We start from the raw sequence: 15,703 nt of genomic DNA, 5'->3' as shown, positions 1-15,703 counted from the left end.
TACAAATTTGGATGAATAGAAAGGTAGGATCGAGCGTTACAAAAGCTTTTGTAAAGCTTTTTAACGAGAGGTCGGTTTGCGGGGCAGCCAAACTACACCTAGACCCAATCAACCTTCTTCTACACTCAGAAGGAGATTGGTCCGATGATATCGGGAAGCCCAAGAGGGGGAGCAGAAGCATCTCAGAAATGGGTGGCTTTTTTTTGTTATATTTAGGTATTAATCTTCAAACCAATGAAATACCTCATCCTTTTCGCTTTACTTCTTTCCTCACTTTCAGGATTTTCTCAAAACAACCCTTACTCAGTGCGTTCCTACCATGAAGAGGGAAATAAGGCTCCTAATACCCATTATATCGGAGAGGCTTGGTTAAACGGAGTTTTACAGGCAGATGAATTGTTTAATTACAATATTACCAAAGCTACCTTCAAGGCGAATTCCACTTTGGATTGGCATAAACATAGTGGCCCTCAAATATTAATCGTAGTGGGCGGAGAGGGTTATTATCAAGAAAAAGGAAAACAACCCATTCGAATCAAAGAAGGTGATATCCTCAAATGCACTCCAGGTATTGAACATTGGCATGCCTCCTCTAAAGAAAAGGATGTGACCTACTTGGCGATCTATACTGGAGGAACTGAATGGACTGAAGTTCTAACGAAGGAGGCCTATGACCTAGTTGCTGAATCTCTCAAACAACAGTAAATCCACCAAAAATCATATAACAAAGCATTAGTCTAAAAATTTTGAAGATCAAATCCCCAATTCGATCTTTAATAAAACAGTCTCAAACCTTCCTTTATTGAAAGCCGAGCAGGAATGCAGGGCTCTTTGCATTTCTAGGCGAATTAAACCCGAAATATGCAGTAGACTTCTTGTTACGAGTCCAAACCGCTTCAAAATCAATCGCTTTGCTGCATTTAGCTCGATCACCGTAGCGTTGCTATGCTTTATTCTCCGGCTCAGGCGGATTGATTTTATTGCGGTTTGACTCTCACTACAGATTCTAATGCATAATCCGGGTTAAAATGATAACCTTCCTCCTGGTAAGAGCTAATAAAAGTATTCAAACATACTTCTTGGAGGCTTTTTCTGGAAATTTGGGAATTCAAAGTGAAGCAGGATCCTTTTTGGGGCTGTTGGCTAGATCCAAGCCATTTCTTTTTCTTCTTAACGTATACCGGATACTGCTTCCCTCATTGAAATTTTCTGAACCGATGTACTCATAACCTAATTGATCAAAATAATTCAGTACATCAACCATAGAATTGAAATCGACAACTCTTCCATTTTCATCAGAAATCATCGATTCATTGATATTGACCTTTGTTAAATCCTGTCCGAAATCAACCCGAACTCGGATTTTTGAGACAAATAATCTGCCTCTTGGGATAAGTTGAACGTAAGTAGATTCGATTTCTGTAAGAGGCACTCCATCGACAAGTTGAGCTTGAGCTGTAAAGCTAAAAGCACAAATCATGAATAAAACTACGAGTAAAGCTTTTTGCATAGAATTGAATTCAAAAGGAAGTAAAAAGATGGCATATCTATTAAAATACCTTCAAAAATAATTTGTTAGCAATCGGTAGGGTTATTTGTCTCCAATCAGAAAACAAGTAATTTAAAAATCTTTACGGTGCTTCTCGTTATTTAGTTTCAAAGAAGACTTTCACTTACTCTCATCCAAAAAAACAACCCATCGGGTCATTCATAATTTCATTTAATGCATCCTCCAAATCATTGATTTTTGAGGTCGGCTTGTACCTAGTCCACTGCAAATTTCCCCTCATCCAATAAATCTTCCAGGAATCAGAAGACTTTTCATAGGAAATTTTTGCAAATGGGTAATGCCCGAATTCCCCCTTTTTTAAATAAACAGGACGGATTTCTTTCAAAAAAATCTGCTGCTTTTCTATGGTATAGCCCAGATCTACCTGAGCCCTGATCTTCTCATCTTCCGGTCTGTGAGTCGCTTGCCATAGTGTCAAAATCGACTCTACTTCTTTCAATTGCTTTTCTGAAAATGCCATGCTATCTAATTTCTGAAGTGAAATTTATCAATTTCAAGGAAGCAACTCATTAGAAGTAGAAAATTAAATGTAAATAAAACTTGACTTTTGTAAAACTTACTTTACATTTGTAAAGTCAACTTTACATAAAAATCATGGAATCAATGAAACTAGAACGAAACAAACGAGTCAAAAAACTGGCAATTTGGACTTGGACTTGGGTAGCAACAATGGCGATCGCCACCTTTGGACCAGAGTTTATCTGGGACAATCATCCCTTCCTCACTCCTTTCGCTATTGTAGTCAACCTCGCAAATGGAGTATTAATGATCTTAGCGAACCGGGATTTATTCAATCACTTCGATGAACTCGAACGCAAAATCCATTTGGAAGCCATGGGAATCACGCTGGGATTGGCCGTAGTAGTCGGACTGACATTTTCCCTCTTGGACCAAAAGAATATCATTCCTTTTGATGCTGAGATAGGATATCTGGTCATGTTTATTGGTATCACTTACATGATTGCTATGGTGATCAATAGAAAGCGGTATCTATGAAAAATCGTATCCGGGAATTAAGAGTCATAAAAAATATGACTCAGGAGGATTTGGCTGAAATTATAGGGGTTTCCAGACAGACCATCAATGCGATAGAAAAAGAAAAGTTTGACCCCAGTTTGCCCACCGCCTTCAAGCTATCCAAGCTATTTGAGCTATCGATAGAGGAAATATTCCACTATGAGGAATGAATTCGGCTATTCGTGGGTGGAATTTTGAAGGACTTCATTTCAACCTTGAATAGGCTATTAAATTATTATCCAATTCTTCAATCTCCTTATTGATGAGCTTAATCAATTCCTTGTCTGTATAGACAGGGTTGGAATTGAGCTCATCATTTTCTTTAAGGTAATCTAAAAGTCCTAAGGCATTGGCCACATTTTTTCTGAAAATGTGGGAAATAATCCAAGAAACATCCTGCTGATACCAATTTTTCAGTTCCTCGCACTGATTTTCTTCCAATAAAAAGAAGACTAAATGCTTGCTGAACTCATTCTCATAAGAAGTAATCCTAAAGTCATAATGGCCTGAATTTTCATCTCTGAAACTAATTTTAAAATCACTCGAATAATCTGGAGCCCGCAGAAAGGCGATCAGTTTTTCCAAGTCTGAGATGCAAAGGTTTTTTCGAAGATACAATAACAAGCATTTTGGGCTTAGCGAATCCATGCTAAGGTTCAGGTAAACAGAAAGCCTGGAACTGATCTGGAAAAGATTTTTGGAAGGATAATACTCCAAAATGTAGGATTTCTGATTTTTACTAAACTCCAATAATTGCTGAAGGGACACCTTGGACTTATTAAACTGATCCACCATATGGGAGACATTGATTCCGAACAAAAAATAGCCTTTTAGTTGCCTTTTCTCATAAATAGGAGAGATTCTTACACCCAAATGAATATCGTCAATTTTCATATGAACCACATTGAATTGAGGCCCTTGGTTTCCTTCGAGTTCGGAAACTAATGCGGAAAACTCTCCTTTTTGGTTCAAATAATCCCCAATTGTCACACTGTCAAAAAGTGAAGCGAAGTTTTTGTTGTAATACAAAATGGAGAAATCCTTGTCAATGAACGAAATATAAGCATTGATCGAATCAAAAATAGTACTGGAAGATTCTCTAAGATTGAGTTTTACCAGGATGTTATTGGATAGTAGGGAGTAGGAAAAATAAATGAAAATAGGGACAGAAATAGATATCATTGGGATCTCAAACCCAAACATCAATGGAAGCACAATTTGCCCCACAAACCCCAAACTTCCGGTGATAACCAAGCCTATAAAGAAATTTCTAAAGTCTTCTTTTAAATGAGGCTTCCTCAGAAATTCACGATAAAACATATACACAGCAAGCAGAAAACCGACCCCAATCCATAATCTGGAAATTTTTGCCATGGGATTGCCATCAAAATCAGTGACAAAACCATAAGAATCAGTATATATGTAGTAATCCTTCACATCGTACTTCACGCATAAGAAGGCTATCAGAACTGTTCCTACGATCAAGGATATTTTAAGCGAATTATAAAAAACCGAATTTTTATAAAGTAGGGCATACACCAAATCATAACAGAGGTAACCTACAAATAGGATGAAAAAATAAAAGAAGTCATGAAATTGATTGACTACTGTCTCCTCTGTGGCCACTCTGCAGAGCAACTCGAAGGATTGAAGAAATATGACAGCAAAAATCAGAAGTTCCAGCTTAGTCTTGAAAGAAGACCGCTTCCTAACCAACCTGAGCTTAATCAAAAAGCCCAAAGAAATAATGATACTGATGACAGTAATTATTTGATAGGTTGATTGTAAAAGAATAAAAACTTTACTCATTCCGCTTATTAATCATGCTTTTTGAATGTTTATAATCTATCTGATATAAGGATAAGGATTCTAATTGAATCACTTTAAGACTCTGATCAAAATATAGAAATTAATGGACCTGCAGTCTCTAATTTGAATCTAGAATCCTACATAAATCTAGCATAAAAAATGCCAGTGGGTCCTTCTAATTTCTAACAATTTTTATTTGAAAAATAATTTTCATTAGAGACTGTATGTAACTAACTAAGCCTTAGATAGAAATAATTTCGAGCTCATATCCTTTTGTCGAGGGAGTGTCTCCGAGGAACATTTCAACTATAAAAACTCTTAACTCACCCTCTTTTTTGAATTTCAAATTCCAATCCCGAAGAAGTAAACTAAGTATCAAATCATTAAACAATTCTCGGTATTTAGAATTATCACTATATCAATAGCTTCTTTTCTATCATCCATGCAACTGCCACACCTTTTTCAAAGTTTGTATACCAAGCTGCTTTCTGAAAAGACTAAGGCTAAAGGAGAAGGTTGGATTTTAGGGATTGCTATTGGAAGTTTTATCATCCATTTAATCTTAATCTTTTTGGCGGATTTAGGATTATATGAAATTAAATCGGAGCTCTTCGAAAACCCTATTTCGGCTATTTACACTCCATTTTCCTTTATTCTGGTCTATGAAGTTTATCTCCTGGTCTATTTTTTACCCAAGTCATTTACTACCTACATCGGCAAACAGTATGAGATTATTTCGCTTATCATCATCCGAAGACTTTTCAAAGACCTCGCAACCTTGGAGCTCTCCTCTGATTGGTTTCAGATTAAGGATGACCTGCAATTCACCTACGATTTACTGACCTCAGTTGCTTTGTTCTTTTTATTATTGCTTTTTTATAAGAATAGCAAAAATCAAAATTCAGAAGGAATCAAAACAGCCCCATCAGCAGAACTGAAAGCTTTCATTCAATTCAAGAAATTAACTGCAACCATTCTAGTTCCTATTTTATTGGGCATTGCGATTTATACCCTGGGAAGCTGGAGTACTTATATTTTATTACCTGAAAGCAGTTTGGGCACTTCATTCAAAAATATCAATGCCATATTTTTTGACGAATTCTTTATGATATTGATTATAGTAGATGTAATACTTCTACTGGCCTCTTTTTACTATACGGATCAGTTTCACAAGGTCATGAGAAACTCCGGTTTCATCGTTTCTACAATTTTGATTCGCCTTTCTTTTTCAGTGGAAGGATTGATGAATAATTTTCTGATTCTGGCTGCCATTTGTTTTGGCCTGGTAATCATGGTAATTCACAATCACTACGAAAAAGCCTATCAAAACGAAAAAAAGTAACTTTTCCTCTTCTAGTAGGTTTAGTAAATGTATTTAAGCTTTTGGGATTTTAGCTTTTGGCTTTTTCTATTCTGTCAGATAAAATCCTATCAAATCAATTTTCTAACCTTAAACCTTTTTAACATGTCAAAAAAGAATGTATTAATTATCGGAGCTAATGGAATTACAGGAAGGCTGATTTGCGAAAAATTGGCAAGCTCCCAGGAATATCAACCAACAGCCATGATCCGAAAAGAATCTCAGAAAGAGTATTTTGAAGATTTGGGTGTTCCCACAGTAATGGGAGATTTGGAGAAGGACTTTTCCCATGCCTATAAGGACATAAATTTGGTGATTTTCGCAGCAGGTTCAGGTTCGTCTACAGGAAAGGACAAAACCATAGCTGTGGATCAGGAAGGAGCGAAAAAGAGTGTGGATTTGGCACTCAAAAGCGGAATTGAAAAGTACGTCATGTTGAGTTCAATGGGAGCCGGAAATCCAGATCCTGACTCCCCTATTTATTTTTATTTGGAGGCGAAGCATGAGGCAGATGAGTATTTGAAAAATTCCGGTATCTCCTACACCATAGTCAGGCCCGGTGGTTTAACCGATGATGCTGGAAAGGGAAAAATTCAAGCGGCTTATGCTCTCAATAAAAGAGGAAAGATTTCCAGAGAAGATGTTGCTGAAACGTTGATTCATGTTTTGGACTCCAAAATAGCTAGTAATTCCTCCTTTGAAATTTTGGAGGGAGAGCACTTGATTAAGGAAGCTATTGAGAATCTGTGAAATGGGAGTTTGTTATTAGTGAATAGTTATTGAGGTATTTGTTATCTGATTATCCGCAATCACGCCAGTTGCCTTATCTTCTTTGCTTGGCTGGTTGGATACTTCGACTTCGCTCAGTACAGGCGACCGATGACCGAAGACCCAGCCACGGCAGGCAGGCGAAGCTTACTGATTCTGATCCTTTTAGCAGACAATAAGCCGTATTTTTGTTAATTTTGGAAAGAAAGAGGATATCCATAATTCGTTATTTAAAAATTGATAGCGACAATTGAGAATTGAACATAAAAAAAGCTGCCAAACGGCAGCTTTTTTTTAAATCTCTTGTTCTAGTTTCAGTTTCCATTGTTGTAATTCCAGCATGGCTCTTAAACCGATAAAATGATCTTCAACCACTAAATCATCAATTCCTTTCATTCTTTCCTTGACTTGATTAATCATTTGTTGGTAATGCTTAATCAATAAATCAATTCCGACTTTTCTCATATGCTTTTGATTGGCATTGGGAACTGCGTGTACGTTTTGGGTCAGCTTCTCAAACGAGACTACGGGATCTACACCCAATATTGAAAGCTGCTCAGCAAAAATATCCTGCTGAGAATCCAAGTCCGCATGAAACTCGCCCGTTAATTCGTGTAAAGAATAGGCAGCAGTTCCCCTCGCATTCCAGTGAACCTGTCTCACTAATCTGTCTAGGCTAACCAGGTCTTCCAAAGTTTCCTGCAGTTTAGCAGTAGTGGCTGCCTGTCCATTGACTTCCAGCACCCATGCCATCATAAAAACAAATAAAAATGTGAATCTTTTCATGTTAAAATCAATACGTTGGTTTACTTATTAAAGCCTTTTACACCCAAAATGTTTAAGAAAATTAGTTATAAGACTTATTATTTCTCCAAATTATCCTTCACTCTTGGTAGTAGACAGACCACAGCTAATTTTCTCCCTTTTTGGAAAAATTCAATTTTCTCAGGCTCAGGAATGATACATTTGGAGCATGAAACTTCTAACCCTGGCTATTACTTTTTTCTGCATAAATCAGGCTCTGGCGCAACATAGCTTTAGAGCTCAAATCAAAGACTACGAAACAAGGGATCCTCTCCCAGGGGCCAGCATTTCAATTCCATCATTGGGGATAGGAGACATTTCAGATGAGTCTGGGATGGTTCAGATTGACAATATTCCTGATGGCACCTATTTATTTGAGATCAGATTTTTAGGTTACCAACCCATCCAAATCAAGCGATCAATTCCACTGGAGGCAGGAAGTGCACCGGAAATATTTTTCCTCAAACATACAGATGAAGAACTGGAGGAATTGGTCGTTCAGTCTAATCGTAGCAGTAGAGTAATAGAAGATGTACCCACCCGAGTAGAGATTATCGCCGGCGAAGAACTGTCTGAAAAGGGCAATATGAAACCCGGAGATATTCGTATGCTTCTAAATGAAAGTACAGGTATCCAAACCCAACAAACATCTGCCACCAGCTATAATTCCAGCATACGGATTCAAGGTTTGGACGGAAAATACACCCAACTGCTGAGAGATGGATTGCCACTTTATTCAGGCTATTCCGGAGGCCTGAGTCTTATGCAAATTGCGCCTTTGGACTTGGCACAGGTGGAAGTCATCAAAGGATCTGCTTCCACCCTTTACGGAGGAGGAGCTATTGCCGGGCTAGTGAACCTAATTTCAAAAACTCCGGGAGAGAGTCCAGAACTTTCTTTGATGCTCAATGGAACCTCCGCGCTAGGCTTGGATGCGAGCGCCTTTTATTCGGCCAAAGGTGAAAAGTTCGGGACTACTATTTTTACCTCTTACAACAAGGGTACAGCCTATGATCCTGCAGATATTGGCCTGACAGCAATTCCGAAATTTGATAGATTTACGCTCAATCCAAAATTATTTTGGGAGGTCAATGAACAGTCTGAAATCGTAGCCGGACTGAATTTGATGACTGAAAAACGACTGGGTGGAAATGTAGACTTTATTCAAGGCGAATCTGTAGCAAACCCTTATTTCGAAAAAAATCAGACTGAAAGAATATCCACCGAACTGAAATATTTTAATCAATTCGCTGATAACTCCGGGCTAACTTTTAAAAATACTTTTAGCTTTTATGATAGGAGTATTTTCATTCCCGATTATCAATTTTCCGGAAGGCAAATGCTATCCTTCAGCGAGATCAATCTTAGCACTGCCAACTCTAAAACTGAATGGATTACCGGTCTAAATCTCTGGACAGATCGCTTTACGCAGCAGCAAGGTAATTTGAATCAACAACTCGATTACACCCTAAATACAGTAGGGGTATTTGTTCAGAACATCTGGAATACATCTGAAAAATGGACAATAGAATCCGGGCTCAGATTGGATTATCAGAAAGACTATGGCATTTTTCCCCTTCCAAAGATTTCATTCATGTACGAACCCTCAAATGCCTGGACTTTTCGCTTAGGAGGAGGATTGGGTTACAAGTCCCCGACAGTTTTTACGGAAGATGCTGAGCGTCTCCAATTCAGAAATATTCTTCCAATTAATCCAAGGGAACTGGAAGCTGAAAGATCCGGAGGAGCAAATTTTGATATTAACTACAAGGTTTCATTAGGTGAAGAACTATCTCTGGTGATGAACAGCTTGCTATTTTATACCCGAATTCAAGACCCATTATTGCTAGTCAGAAATGGCGCTGTATTCGAATTTCAACAAAATGGTGGCTACTTCCGAACCCAGGGTCTGGAGCTGAATTTAAAATGGAATTATAAGGATTTGAAGCTATTTACAGGCTATACCTTTGCGGACGTTATCCAGAGCTTCCAAAATCAAAGCAGCCCTTATCCCCTAGTAGCCAAGCATAGGCTGAATAATGTGTTGATGTATGAGAAGCATGATAATTTTTGGATAGGATTGGAAGCTTATTACTACAGTCCACAGCTTTTGAACGATGGCGAAACAGGCGAATCATTTTGGATTATGGGTCTGATGACAGAAAAAAAATTGGGAGAATCCTTTTCCTTATTTCTCAATTTCGAAAACTTCTTAGATACTCGACAAACCAGATTTGACACCATTTTCACAGGAAATATCAGTGACCCCCAATTCAGGGACATTTATGCCCCTGTCGATGGATTTGTAATCAATGGTGGATTTAAGCTTTCACTGTAAGTCTTAGAAAACGAGCTCTTTGAATTTCAAGGAACAAAAAGTCGATCTAAATTCTAATTCCTATTAAAAGTGGTCAAAAAAATACTTTGTACCTTCAATGCACAGTGCCAATTCAAATTTGGTCAATTCAATAATTCTAAACTTCCATTCCTAATGAAACGCTTTTTTATACTTTTTTTCATTCTATCATTTAAGCTCTCTGCTCAGACTGTCTGCGACCTTCAAAGCAGGGAAAAATTAGAAAGCACACTTGAAAACCTCTCTCTAGAAAATAACCCAAACAACCCAATCCATCTCCAAGCTATTGAGATAGGTCAGTCTTTTTTAAAAACTCCCTATGTGGAAAAAACATTGGAGGGTCCAGGTCCTGAGCAATTGGTTATCAATCTAATGGGTGTGGATTGCACTACATTTGTGGAAACTGTCCTTGGACTCACCCGAATAAGTCAAATGGGGAAATTCAGCATGAAGGACTTTGAAGAGGAATTAGAGAAGATTCGATACAGACAGGGAGAAAACAAAGGCTATACCAGTAGACTTCATTATTTCTCAGATTGGATTTATGACAATGAGCAAAAAGGAATTGTCATGGATATGACTCAGGCAATAGGTGGGGTTTCTTATACCAATAAGCCTTCATTTATGACTGAAAACCCACAGTTTTATCCCCAATTGAGTCAAAAAGAAAATGTTGACCAATTGCGGAAAATTGAATCTGCAATAGCTCAACGATCTTATTATTTTATTCCCAAGGACCAAATCCACTCAGTGGAAGAAAAAATTCAGTCAGGAGACATCATTGCCATCACCACTACAATCCCCAACCTAGACATGGTACATGTCGGCTTTGCCATTGAAAAAAATGGAAGAATTCATCTTTTGCATGCCAGCTCCAAAAATAAAGAAGTGGAAATCTCTATGCTCCCACTGCATGATTATTTGCAGGCAAATAGAACTCAATCTGGAATCATGGTAGGCAGACTGGTCGAGCTTTCAAAATAAAAAGCTCAAATCCTGTAGAGGAATTGAGCTCTTAATCTCTACTCCTTCTGATGCTATTTTTCCATGACCTTTTTAAGGTTGGATAAACCAGTTTGAAAATCCTCAGCCAGCATATTTTCTATATTCATCAAGGGAATCATGACATTCATGGGGTAACTCATGTGTCCCTCAAATCCCCAAGTCACTTCTGTTTGATTAGGGCCTAGAGGTTCATAAGCCAAGTAAGCCTTGTCAGTACTTTCAAAAGGCTCGATGAATCTTAGCTCATAGTCTATCCTCTCCATCTCCTTGATTGCTAAAATCTCCTGCTCTCCATGTCCAACATCAGGGTTTTCACTTTTCCATCCTGCGACAAAACCTACCGTTCCGTCTTCACCCTCATAATACTTTTCCATTTCGGGATCCATCAGCGCCCATTTACTGAATTGATCCTGATTTTTCAGATACTTGGTAAACTCGTAAACTTCGGCAATCGGTCTTTCGATAATGACTTTTTCAACGACTCCATAATCCCTTGAGATGAAAAGGGCAGAAATCAAGGGAACAGCAATAATGATCAGGACTATAAGCCCCACATACTTTAGAATTTTCATAGTGCAAGGTGTTTGGTCTTATTAAATTTATATTTTTATCCTCAAAAAATATAATTTGAAAAAAATAAAATATGTATTCGCGTTTTTATCTGTAAGTAAAATATATGGCTAAGAATAGACCCAAAATATCAAAACCAGAAGCTTCGACAACCTCTACTAAGCGGAGTCGAAATATTTATCTTCTAGCCAGTCAATCAAAAAAATGGGATAAATGCCATGATTGAGAAATATCCGAAAAATTAAATTTTCTAATTTTATCTAATCATCTCAGAACTTAAAATACCTTCCCCCCTGGTACATGATACATTAAGATTATTCATTCAATTTAAATAATTGGGGCAAAAGTTCGCTTTCGCCCAAATACGTTGCTTCTTTTAGTCTAGTTAATTCACTTGTAGCGAAGAAAAGATAAACACTGATCAAAGTTTCCTTTAAAATATAAAGACTGCCATCCCATCTAGAATGATTTTGGTTCCCTTCCGGTCTCTTACCCTCATGTTGATTTTCAGAAACTTCTGAATTGAAAAGCAAATATTATCTTCCAAAATCGTCCTGGAGTCTTACAATATCATCCTCATCTGAGGGGTTTGTCGCATCTATGTGCTGCCAGATTTCAGCCACCATACTCCAATCCTCCAAACCTATCAGGCGATGTCTTTCTCCTTGCTGTAATTTTATTTTATCTCCTTTTTCAAGAGTGATTACATCCTTTTCCTCATCTGTCATACTGGTGGCTACTTTAACCTTTCCATCAATGCATCGCCAGATTTCTGCTCTTCTAAAATGATATTGCCAACTTAGCCTTTTTTCAGGTGCCACAAGTAATATTTTGGGACTTAACTTTTCAGAAATTTTTAATGCTTCAAAATCCTCCTCCGGAAAAAATTGTTTGGCAAATTTTTTTGCCTGATTTTCATGGATCACCAAGAATCCTCCCCATGGTCTATTTCTATCAAATTTGACGATATCAAAACCAAATACATCCATTAGTCTTTCAGCCTTTTCAAAGGCTGATTCAGTGCTTTTCATTTACCTAAAGTTTAGATCCTACAATTTTAAGATTATTTCGAATAATAGGACAACAGGTGTCCGAAATTGTAGCACCTCCTTGATGCAATTTTTTATAAAACACTCTAAATCAATGAATAAATTATTTAGGCATTTTCTTTGTTCTATTAATTTACTATTAAATTATCTATGCTCAACTTTCTACTTTGGTTAATCCTTCTGGTGCTTTGCTGGCCCATTGCGATCATAGCTTTAATTCTCTACCCATTTGTCTGGTTGCTTTTGCTTCCATTCAAATTACTGGGCCTTGCCATAGATATTTCATTCGACTTTGTTCGAGGCATTTTTATGCTTCCATTTCGACTCTTGGGAGTGAAATAATAGATTATTCCATCTCAGACTTTCTATTTTCCAATAGCTCTTTGGTCACCTCCTTATTGCCCCCACCAAACTGCTGGGTCTTTTCCAGGTGATCCAAGTATTCATTTAGATATCGCTGAGAAATCTCAGAGTTATCTCCATATTTTTTTCAAATTGATCTAATGATCGATCAGACGCAAATCCATCTCATTGATAAAAAAATGTACAAACTAATGATTGAAAGCATTGTACATCCGATAAACATCCTTCGAATTGAAAACGAATTCCTGAAAAATTAAAGTATAAGACAACCCGACTTATAACCAGTTGAGTTTTAAGCTATGAGATCAAAAATCCCTTTTTCTAAAAATCCGAGTGGCAAGATAATTCGGAACAAGCATCCATATCAACAATGCAAATGTGGCAATAAAAATGCCTGATCCACTGGAAAAGAACTGTTGGAAAAATGCCCCTGTATAGCCCATTAAGGCCGAAATATCCAACTGCATCAACATGAGTATTCTTCCCAGGTCAACAGGATTTAACATAACCAATGCCAAGGTGGCTTTTTCCAGAGGATAATCGGCAAAACTGTAAATGATGTACAAGACTAAACCATCATAGACCAAGGAAAAGTAAATCCACAGTGCCAAACTTATACCGATGGCTTTGGCTTTGTCCCTAGTAAGTACGCTCGCCAAAAATGCAAATCCTGCAAAGACTGAGCTTAGTACTACTCCAACAACCAGTAGCGTGATTAAGCTGCTATCAGCACCCCAAAGTAGCATGGGAAGTCCAAATCCTAGCAAAATAGATAAACTCAACATAATCACAACGGCCAGGAGTTGGCTGAGAAACACATGAATCCGCTTTACCGGCTGAGCCAGCATCAACTCGATAAACTCCAGGTTATTGTAAAAATGGGTAGTGGCAAAAACCGCCGAAATCAACGGAATAAACAGGATCATGATGTTCATCAGACTCAGAGAAACTTTGCTCAGATCGTCCGAAACCTGATAAATCGAAATCGCTACCAATGCCAGAAAAACGGTATAAATGATCGCAAAGCGGGATTTCAGAATGTCGTATAGCGCGTATTTGAGTAGCTTAAACATGATTCAGTATGGTTTTTTTTGACTTCTTTTTTAGGGTCCACTCCATCAGCTTGGCAATTGCCGGGGAAAACTTGCTCTCTCCGGTGATTTCCTTCAGCTCTTCAATGGTGTTGGAGAAAAACACCTCTCCTTCGTAAATGTAAATCGCACGGTTAGTCAGCTCTTCCAGATCACTGAGAATATGGGAAGTAATCAGAATCAGCTTCCCCTGATCCCGTTCCTTTTTGATTTTGGCTTTAAGTACCTCAACGGCAATGGGATCAAGCCCGGCAGTAGGCTCATCGAGAATAAGAATGCTTGGGTGGAAAAGAAAAGCCAAGGCTGCAGAGACTTTTTGGCGAGTACCGCCAGAAAGTGTCCCCATAGCTTTATCTTTCATTTCTTCGAGGCCATAAGCTTCTACAAGCTCCAAATCGTATTTTTTGATTTCGGGACGCATGTCTTTCATCATCGAAAATAGCTGACCGATTTTTATATTGGCCGGGTAGTGCCCAATCTGAGGCATATAGCCAATCTGTTTCCGATAGGACACATCACCTTTGATAGACTGATTTCCCACCCTAATATCCCCACTATCAGGAATCACCATACCGAGGATGGTTTTGATCAGGGTAGTTTTGCCGGAGCCGTTTGGCCCCATGAGCGCATAGCTGTTGCCGAGCTCAAATTCCAGATTGAATTCATTGAGCACTTGCAGCTTGCCAAATTTTTTGGATATGTTATGTACCGAAATCATAGGGTCTCATTTTGGGTGAATGATCAATCATTTCATCTGGGGTCATGGTAGGAAGGATTTTTTCCATCCTATCTAATAAGGTCACCAGAAAACTCCTCCAAAGCATAACTGATGCAGGAATTTTTTCCACAATCACACTATAAAGATTAATAGGACGAAAAGGCACATCACCGATTCTGTCTCGATTGAGATCATAACCTTCGTATTTGTCCCAGTAGTTTTCATTAAGTTGGTTGAGTACTAAGTTGCCATTCGTACTGATATCAAAGGTGTTTCTTGTGAAGTTGTTGGCTTGGAATAGATTTTGGTCACAGCTCGCCATCAGCTTGAGAGCCCAACCGTTTTCTTTAAAAGTATTTTCTTTAAAATCGATTCGGCTGCTGCCTTCCATGTAGATCCCAACTGTGTTTTTCAGAAAGACATTGCCGATCACTTTGCTGTCTGATATATCTTTCAACAAAATTCCATAGGCACTGCTTCCCCAGTTTTCTTCAAATCGGTTTTCCTGCATTGTGACGTTTTTAGTATACATGACCGCAACACCGGCTCCATTTCTTTTGAAGGTGTTTTTCAGATAGGTATTGTTATGAGCAAACATAAAGTGAAGCCCATAGCGCATATTGCCTTGGATGAAGTTTTCCTTTGCTAGAGTATTGGTCACAAACTCGAGGTAAATACCATCTCGATGACCAGAGACCTCATTTTTCTCTATCAGGCTGTCCTTGCATTTCCAGAGATGAATACCGTTTCCTACTTCAAATTCCCGACTAGCCGATGCATTCACTTTATTGTTTCGGATGGTCAGATTTGAGGAGTTGGAAAAGTGTAATCCAAAAAAAGTATCCACCAAAATATTATTTTCAATGACGCAATTTTTGGAATCAAAGAACTTGATTGCCGCAGAGTCGTCCATGTTGGATTTCCCGGTTCGGATAAATTTCAGGCCCCGGATCAGTACATTTTCGGAAGCTACCAGAAAAATATTGCCTTTATTCTCACCGTCCATGACCGGGTGATTATTTCCGATTAAACTCAAAGGCTTTCGTATTGTCACTGCCGAAGCTTGATAAATTCCAGGGGAGAAAATCAAAGTATCCCCTGCAGCTGAGCGATCTACTGCTGCTTGAATGGATTGTCCGGGCTTGAGAATGACTTTGCCTGCCTCTGCATGGATGGCGTACAGGCACAAAATCAAAATAAATGAAAAGATTCGGTTCATGGCT

General features: G+C 38.3%; 16 protein-coding genes. 7 read left to right on the top strand and 9 right to left on the bottom strand.

Features of this window, described 5'->3' with window-relative positions; genetic code table 11:
* Positions 1-234: 234 nt before the first annotated feature.
* Positions 235-705, top strand: a complete 471-nt coding sequence (locus FL972_RS12690) for a cupin domain-containing protein (protein ID WP_144605832.1) — start codon at positions 235-237, stop codon at positions 703-705.
* A 403-nt stretch (positions 706-1,108) separates the two neighbouring features.
* Here the strand turns inward: FL972_RS12690 and FL972_RS12685 are convergent, their stop codons facing one another.
* Both FL972_RS12685 and FL972_RS12680 read right to left on the bottom strand, forming a co-directional pair.
* Positions 1,109-1,510 (bottom strand): hypothetical protein, encoded by a 402-nt coding sequence (locus tag FL972_RS12685; protein ID WP_144605831.1) that lies wholly within the window; start codon positions 1,508-1,510, stop codon positions 1,109-1,111.
* A gap of 169 nt (positions 1,511-1,679) precedes the next feature.
* Positions 1,680-2,030: a DUF3024 domain-containing protein gene (locus FL972_RS12680; protein ID WP_144605830.1), complete on the bottom strand. Its 351-nt coding sequence runs from the start codon at positions 2,028-2,030 to the stop codon at positions 1,680-1,682.
* A gap of 143 nt (positions 2,031-2,173) precedes the next feature.
* Here FL972_RS12680 and FL972_RS12675 point away from each other — a divergent pair, with 143 nt between their 5' ends.
* Positions 2,174-2,566, top strand: coding sequence for a hypothetical protein (locus FL972_RS12675; protein WP_250161347.1), 393 nt, complete (start codon positions 2,174-2,176; stop codon positions 2,564-2,566).
* Complete coding sequence (locus FL972_RS12670; protein WP_144605828.1) at positions 2,563-2,757, top strand: helix-turn-helix transcriptional regulator; 195 nt, start codon at positions 2,563-2,565, stop codon at positions 2,755-2,757. The genes FL972_RS12675 and FL972_RS12670 overlap by 4 nt, the downstream gene beginning before the upstream one ends.
* 34 nt (positions 2,758-2,791) lie before the next feature.
* Here the strand turns inward: FL972_RS12670 and FL972_RS12665 are convergent, their stop codons facing one another.
* A complete protein-coding gene (locus tag FL972_RS12665) occupies positions 2,792-4,396 on the bottom strand; it encodes a transcriptional regulator (protein WP_144605827.1) in 1,605 nt (534 codons plus the stop codon).
* Positions 4,397-4,838: 442 nt separating this feature from the next.
* On the opposite strand from FL972_RS12665, the gene FL972_RS12660 reads away from it, so the two are divergent.
* A complete protein-coding gene (locus FL972_RS12660) occupies positions 4,839-5,738 on the top strand; it encodes a hypothetical protein (protein WP_144605826.1) in 900 nt (299 codons plus the stop codon).
* Positions 5,739-5,861: 123 nt separating this feature from the next.
* Positions 5,862-6,506 (top strand): SDR family oxidoreductase, encoded by a 645-nt coding sequence (locus FL972_RS12655; RefSeq protein WP_144605825.1) that lies wholly within the window; start codon positions 5,862-5,864, stop codon positions 6,504-6,506.
* Positions 6,507-6,818: 312 nt separating this feature from the next.
* Here the strand turns inward: FL972_RS12655 and FL972_RS12650 are convergent, their stop codons facing one another.
* Positions 6,819-7,310, bottom strand: a complete 492-nt coding sequence (locus FL972_RS12650; RefSeq protein ID WP_144605824.1) for a ferritin-like domain-containing protein — start codon at positions 7,308-7,310, stop codon at positions 6,819-6,821.
* Between the two features lie 187 nt (positions 7,311-7,497).
* On the opposite strand from FL972_RS12650, the gene FL972_RS12645 reads away from it, so the two are divergent.
* Together FL972_RS12645 and FL972_RS12640 are read left to right on the top strand one after the other, a co-directional pair.
* On the top strand, positions 7,498-9,666 hold the full coding sequence (locus FL972_RS12645) for a TonB-dependent receptor (protein ID WP_144605823.1): 2,169 nt from the start codon (positions 7,498-7,500) through the stop codon (positions 9,664-9,666).
* A gap of 153 nt (positions 9,667-9,819) precedes the next feature.
* Positions 9,820-10,668: an N-acetylmuramoyl-L-alanine amidase-like domain-containing protein gene (locus FL972_RS12640; RefSeq protein ID WP_144605822.1), complete on the top strand. Its 849-nt coding sequence runs from the start codon at positions 9,820-9,822 to the stop codon at positions 10,666-10,668.
* Between the two features lie 53 nt (positions 10,669-10,721).
* On the opposite strand, the gene FL972_RS12635 is transcribed toward FL972_RS12640, so the two are convergent.
* From FL972_RS12635 to FL972_RS12610, 5 genes are all read right to left on the bottom strand, one after another.
* Positions 10,722-11,261 (bottom strand): SRPBCC family protein, encoded by a 540-nt coding sequence (locus FL972_RS12635; RefSeq protein ID WP_144605821.1) that lies wholly within the window; start codon positions 11,259-11,261, stop codon positions 10,722-10,724.
* 534 nt (positions 11,262-11,795) lie between these two features.
* Positions 11,796-12,290, bottom strand: a complete 495-nt coding sequence (locus tag FL972_RS12630) for a cupin domain-containing protein (RefSeq protein WP_144605820.1) — start codon at positions 12,288-12,290, stop codon at positions 11,796-11,798.
* A gap of 686 nt (positions 12,291-12,976) precedes the next feature.
* Positions 12,977-13,744 (bottom strand): ABC transporter permease subunit, encoded by a 768-nt coding sequence (locus tag FL972_RS12620; RefSeq protein ID WP_091649275.1) that lies wholly within the window; start codon positions 13,742-13,744, stop codon positions 12,977-12,979.
* A complete protein-coding gene (locus tag FL972_RS12615; RefSeq protein ID WP_144605819.1) occupies positions 13,737-14,480 on the bottom strand; it encodes an ABC transporter ATP-binding protein in 744 nt (247 codons plus the stop codon). The genes FL972_RS12620 and FL972_RS12615 overlap by 8 nt, the downstream gene beginning before the upstream one ends.
* Positions 14,464-15,699: a nitrous oxide reductase family maturation protein NosD gene (locus tag FL972_RS12610; RefSeq protein ID WP_144605873.1), complete on the bottom strand. Its 1,236-nt coding sequence runs from the start codon at positions 15,697-15,699 to the stop codon at positions 14,464-14,466. Before FL972_RS12610 ends, FL972_RS12615 begins: the two co-directional genes overlap by 17 nt.
* Between the last annotated feature and the right edge of the window lie 4 nt (positions 15,700-15,703).

The sequence above is a fragment of the Algoriphagus algorifonticola genome (assembly GCF_007655305.1).
Taxonomy (GTDB): domain Bacteria; phylum Bacteroidota; class Bacteroidia; order Cytophagales; family Cyclobacteriaceae; genus Algoriphagus; species Algoriphagus algorifonticola.
Note: the sequence above shows the minus strand (reverse complement) of the source record. Positions and strands in the feature narration are given on the sequence as shown.

Bases quoted from the DNA above. Each gene is read 5' to 3' on its own strand.
- FL972_RS12690 (WP_144605832.1), top strand. From the start codon at position 235: ATGAAATACCTCATCCTTTTCGCTTTACTTCTTTCCTCACTTTCAGGA.
- FL972_RS12685 (WP_144605831.1), bottom strand. From the start codon at position 1,510: ATGCAAAAAGCTTTACTCGTAGTTTTATTCATGATTTGTGCTTTTAGC.
- FL972_RS12680 (WP_144605830.1), bottom strand. From the start codon at position 2,030: ATGGCATTTTCAGAAAAGCAATTGAAAGAAGTAGAGTCGATTTTGACA.
- FL972_RS12675 (WP_250161347.1), top strand. From the start codon at position 2,174: ATGAAACTAGAACGAAACAAACGAGTCAAAAAACTGGCAATTTGGACT.
- FL972_RS12670 (WP_144605828.1), top strand. From the start codon at position 2,563: ATGAAAAATCGTATCCGGGAATTAAGAGTCATAAAAAATATGACTCAG.
- FL972_RS12665 (WP_144605827.1), bottom strand. From the start codon at position 4,396: ATGAGTAAAGTTTTTATTCTTTTACAATCAACCTATCAAATAATTACT.
- FL972_RS12660 (WP_144605826.1), top strand. From the start codon at position 4,839: ATGCAACTGCCACACCTTTTTCAAAGTTTGTATACCAAGCTGCTTTCT.
- FL972_RS12655 (WP_144605825.1), top strand. From the start codon at position 5,862: ATGTCAAAAAAGAATGTATTAATTATCGGAGCTAATGGAATTACAGGA.
- FL972_RS12650 (WP_144605824.1), bottom strand. From the start codon at position 7,310: ATGAAAAGATTCACATTTTTATTTGTTTTTATGATGGCATGGGTGCTG.
- FL972_RS12645 (WP_144605823.1), top strand. From the start codon at position 7,498: ATGAAACTTCTAACCCTGGCTATTACTTTTTTCTGCATAAATCAGGCT.
- FL972_RS12640 (WP_144605822.1), top strand. From the start codon at position 9,820: ATGAAACGCTTTTTTATACTTTTTTTCATTCTATCATTTAAGCTCTCT.
- FL972_RS12635 (WP_144605821.1), bottom strand. From the start codon at position 11,261: ATGAAAATTCTAAAGTATGTGGGGCTTATAGTCCTGATCATTATTGCT.
- FL972_RS12630 (WP_144605820.1), bottom strand. From the start codon at position 12,290: ATGAAAAGCACTGAATCAGCCTTTGAAAAGGCTGAAAGACTAATGGAT.
- FL972_RS12620 (WP_091649275.1), bottom strand. From the start codon at position 13,744: ATGTTTAAGCTACTCAAATACGCGCTATACGACATTCTGAAATCCCGC.
- FL972_RS12615 (WP_144605819.1), bottom strand. From the start codon at position 14,480: ATGATTTCGGTACATAACATATCCAAAAAATTTGGCAAGCTGCAAGTG.
- FL972_RS12610 (WP_144605873.1), bottom strand. From the start codon at position 15,699: ATGAACCGAATCTTTTCATTTATTTTGATTTTGTGCCTGTACGCCATC.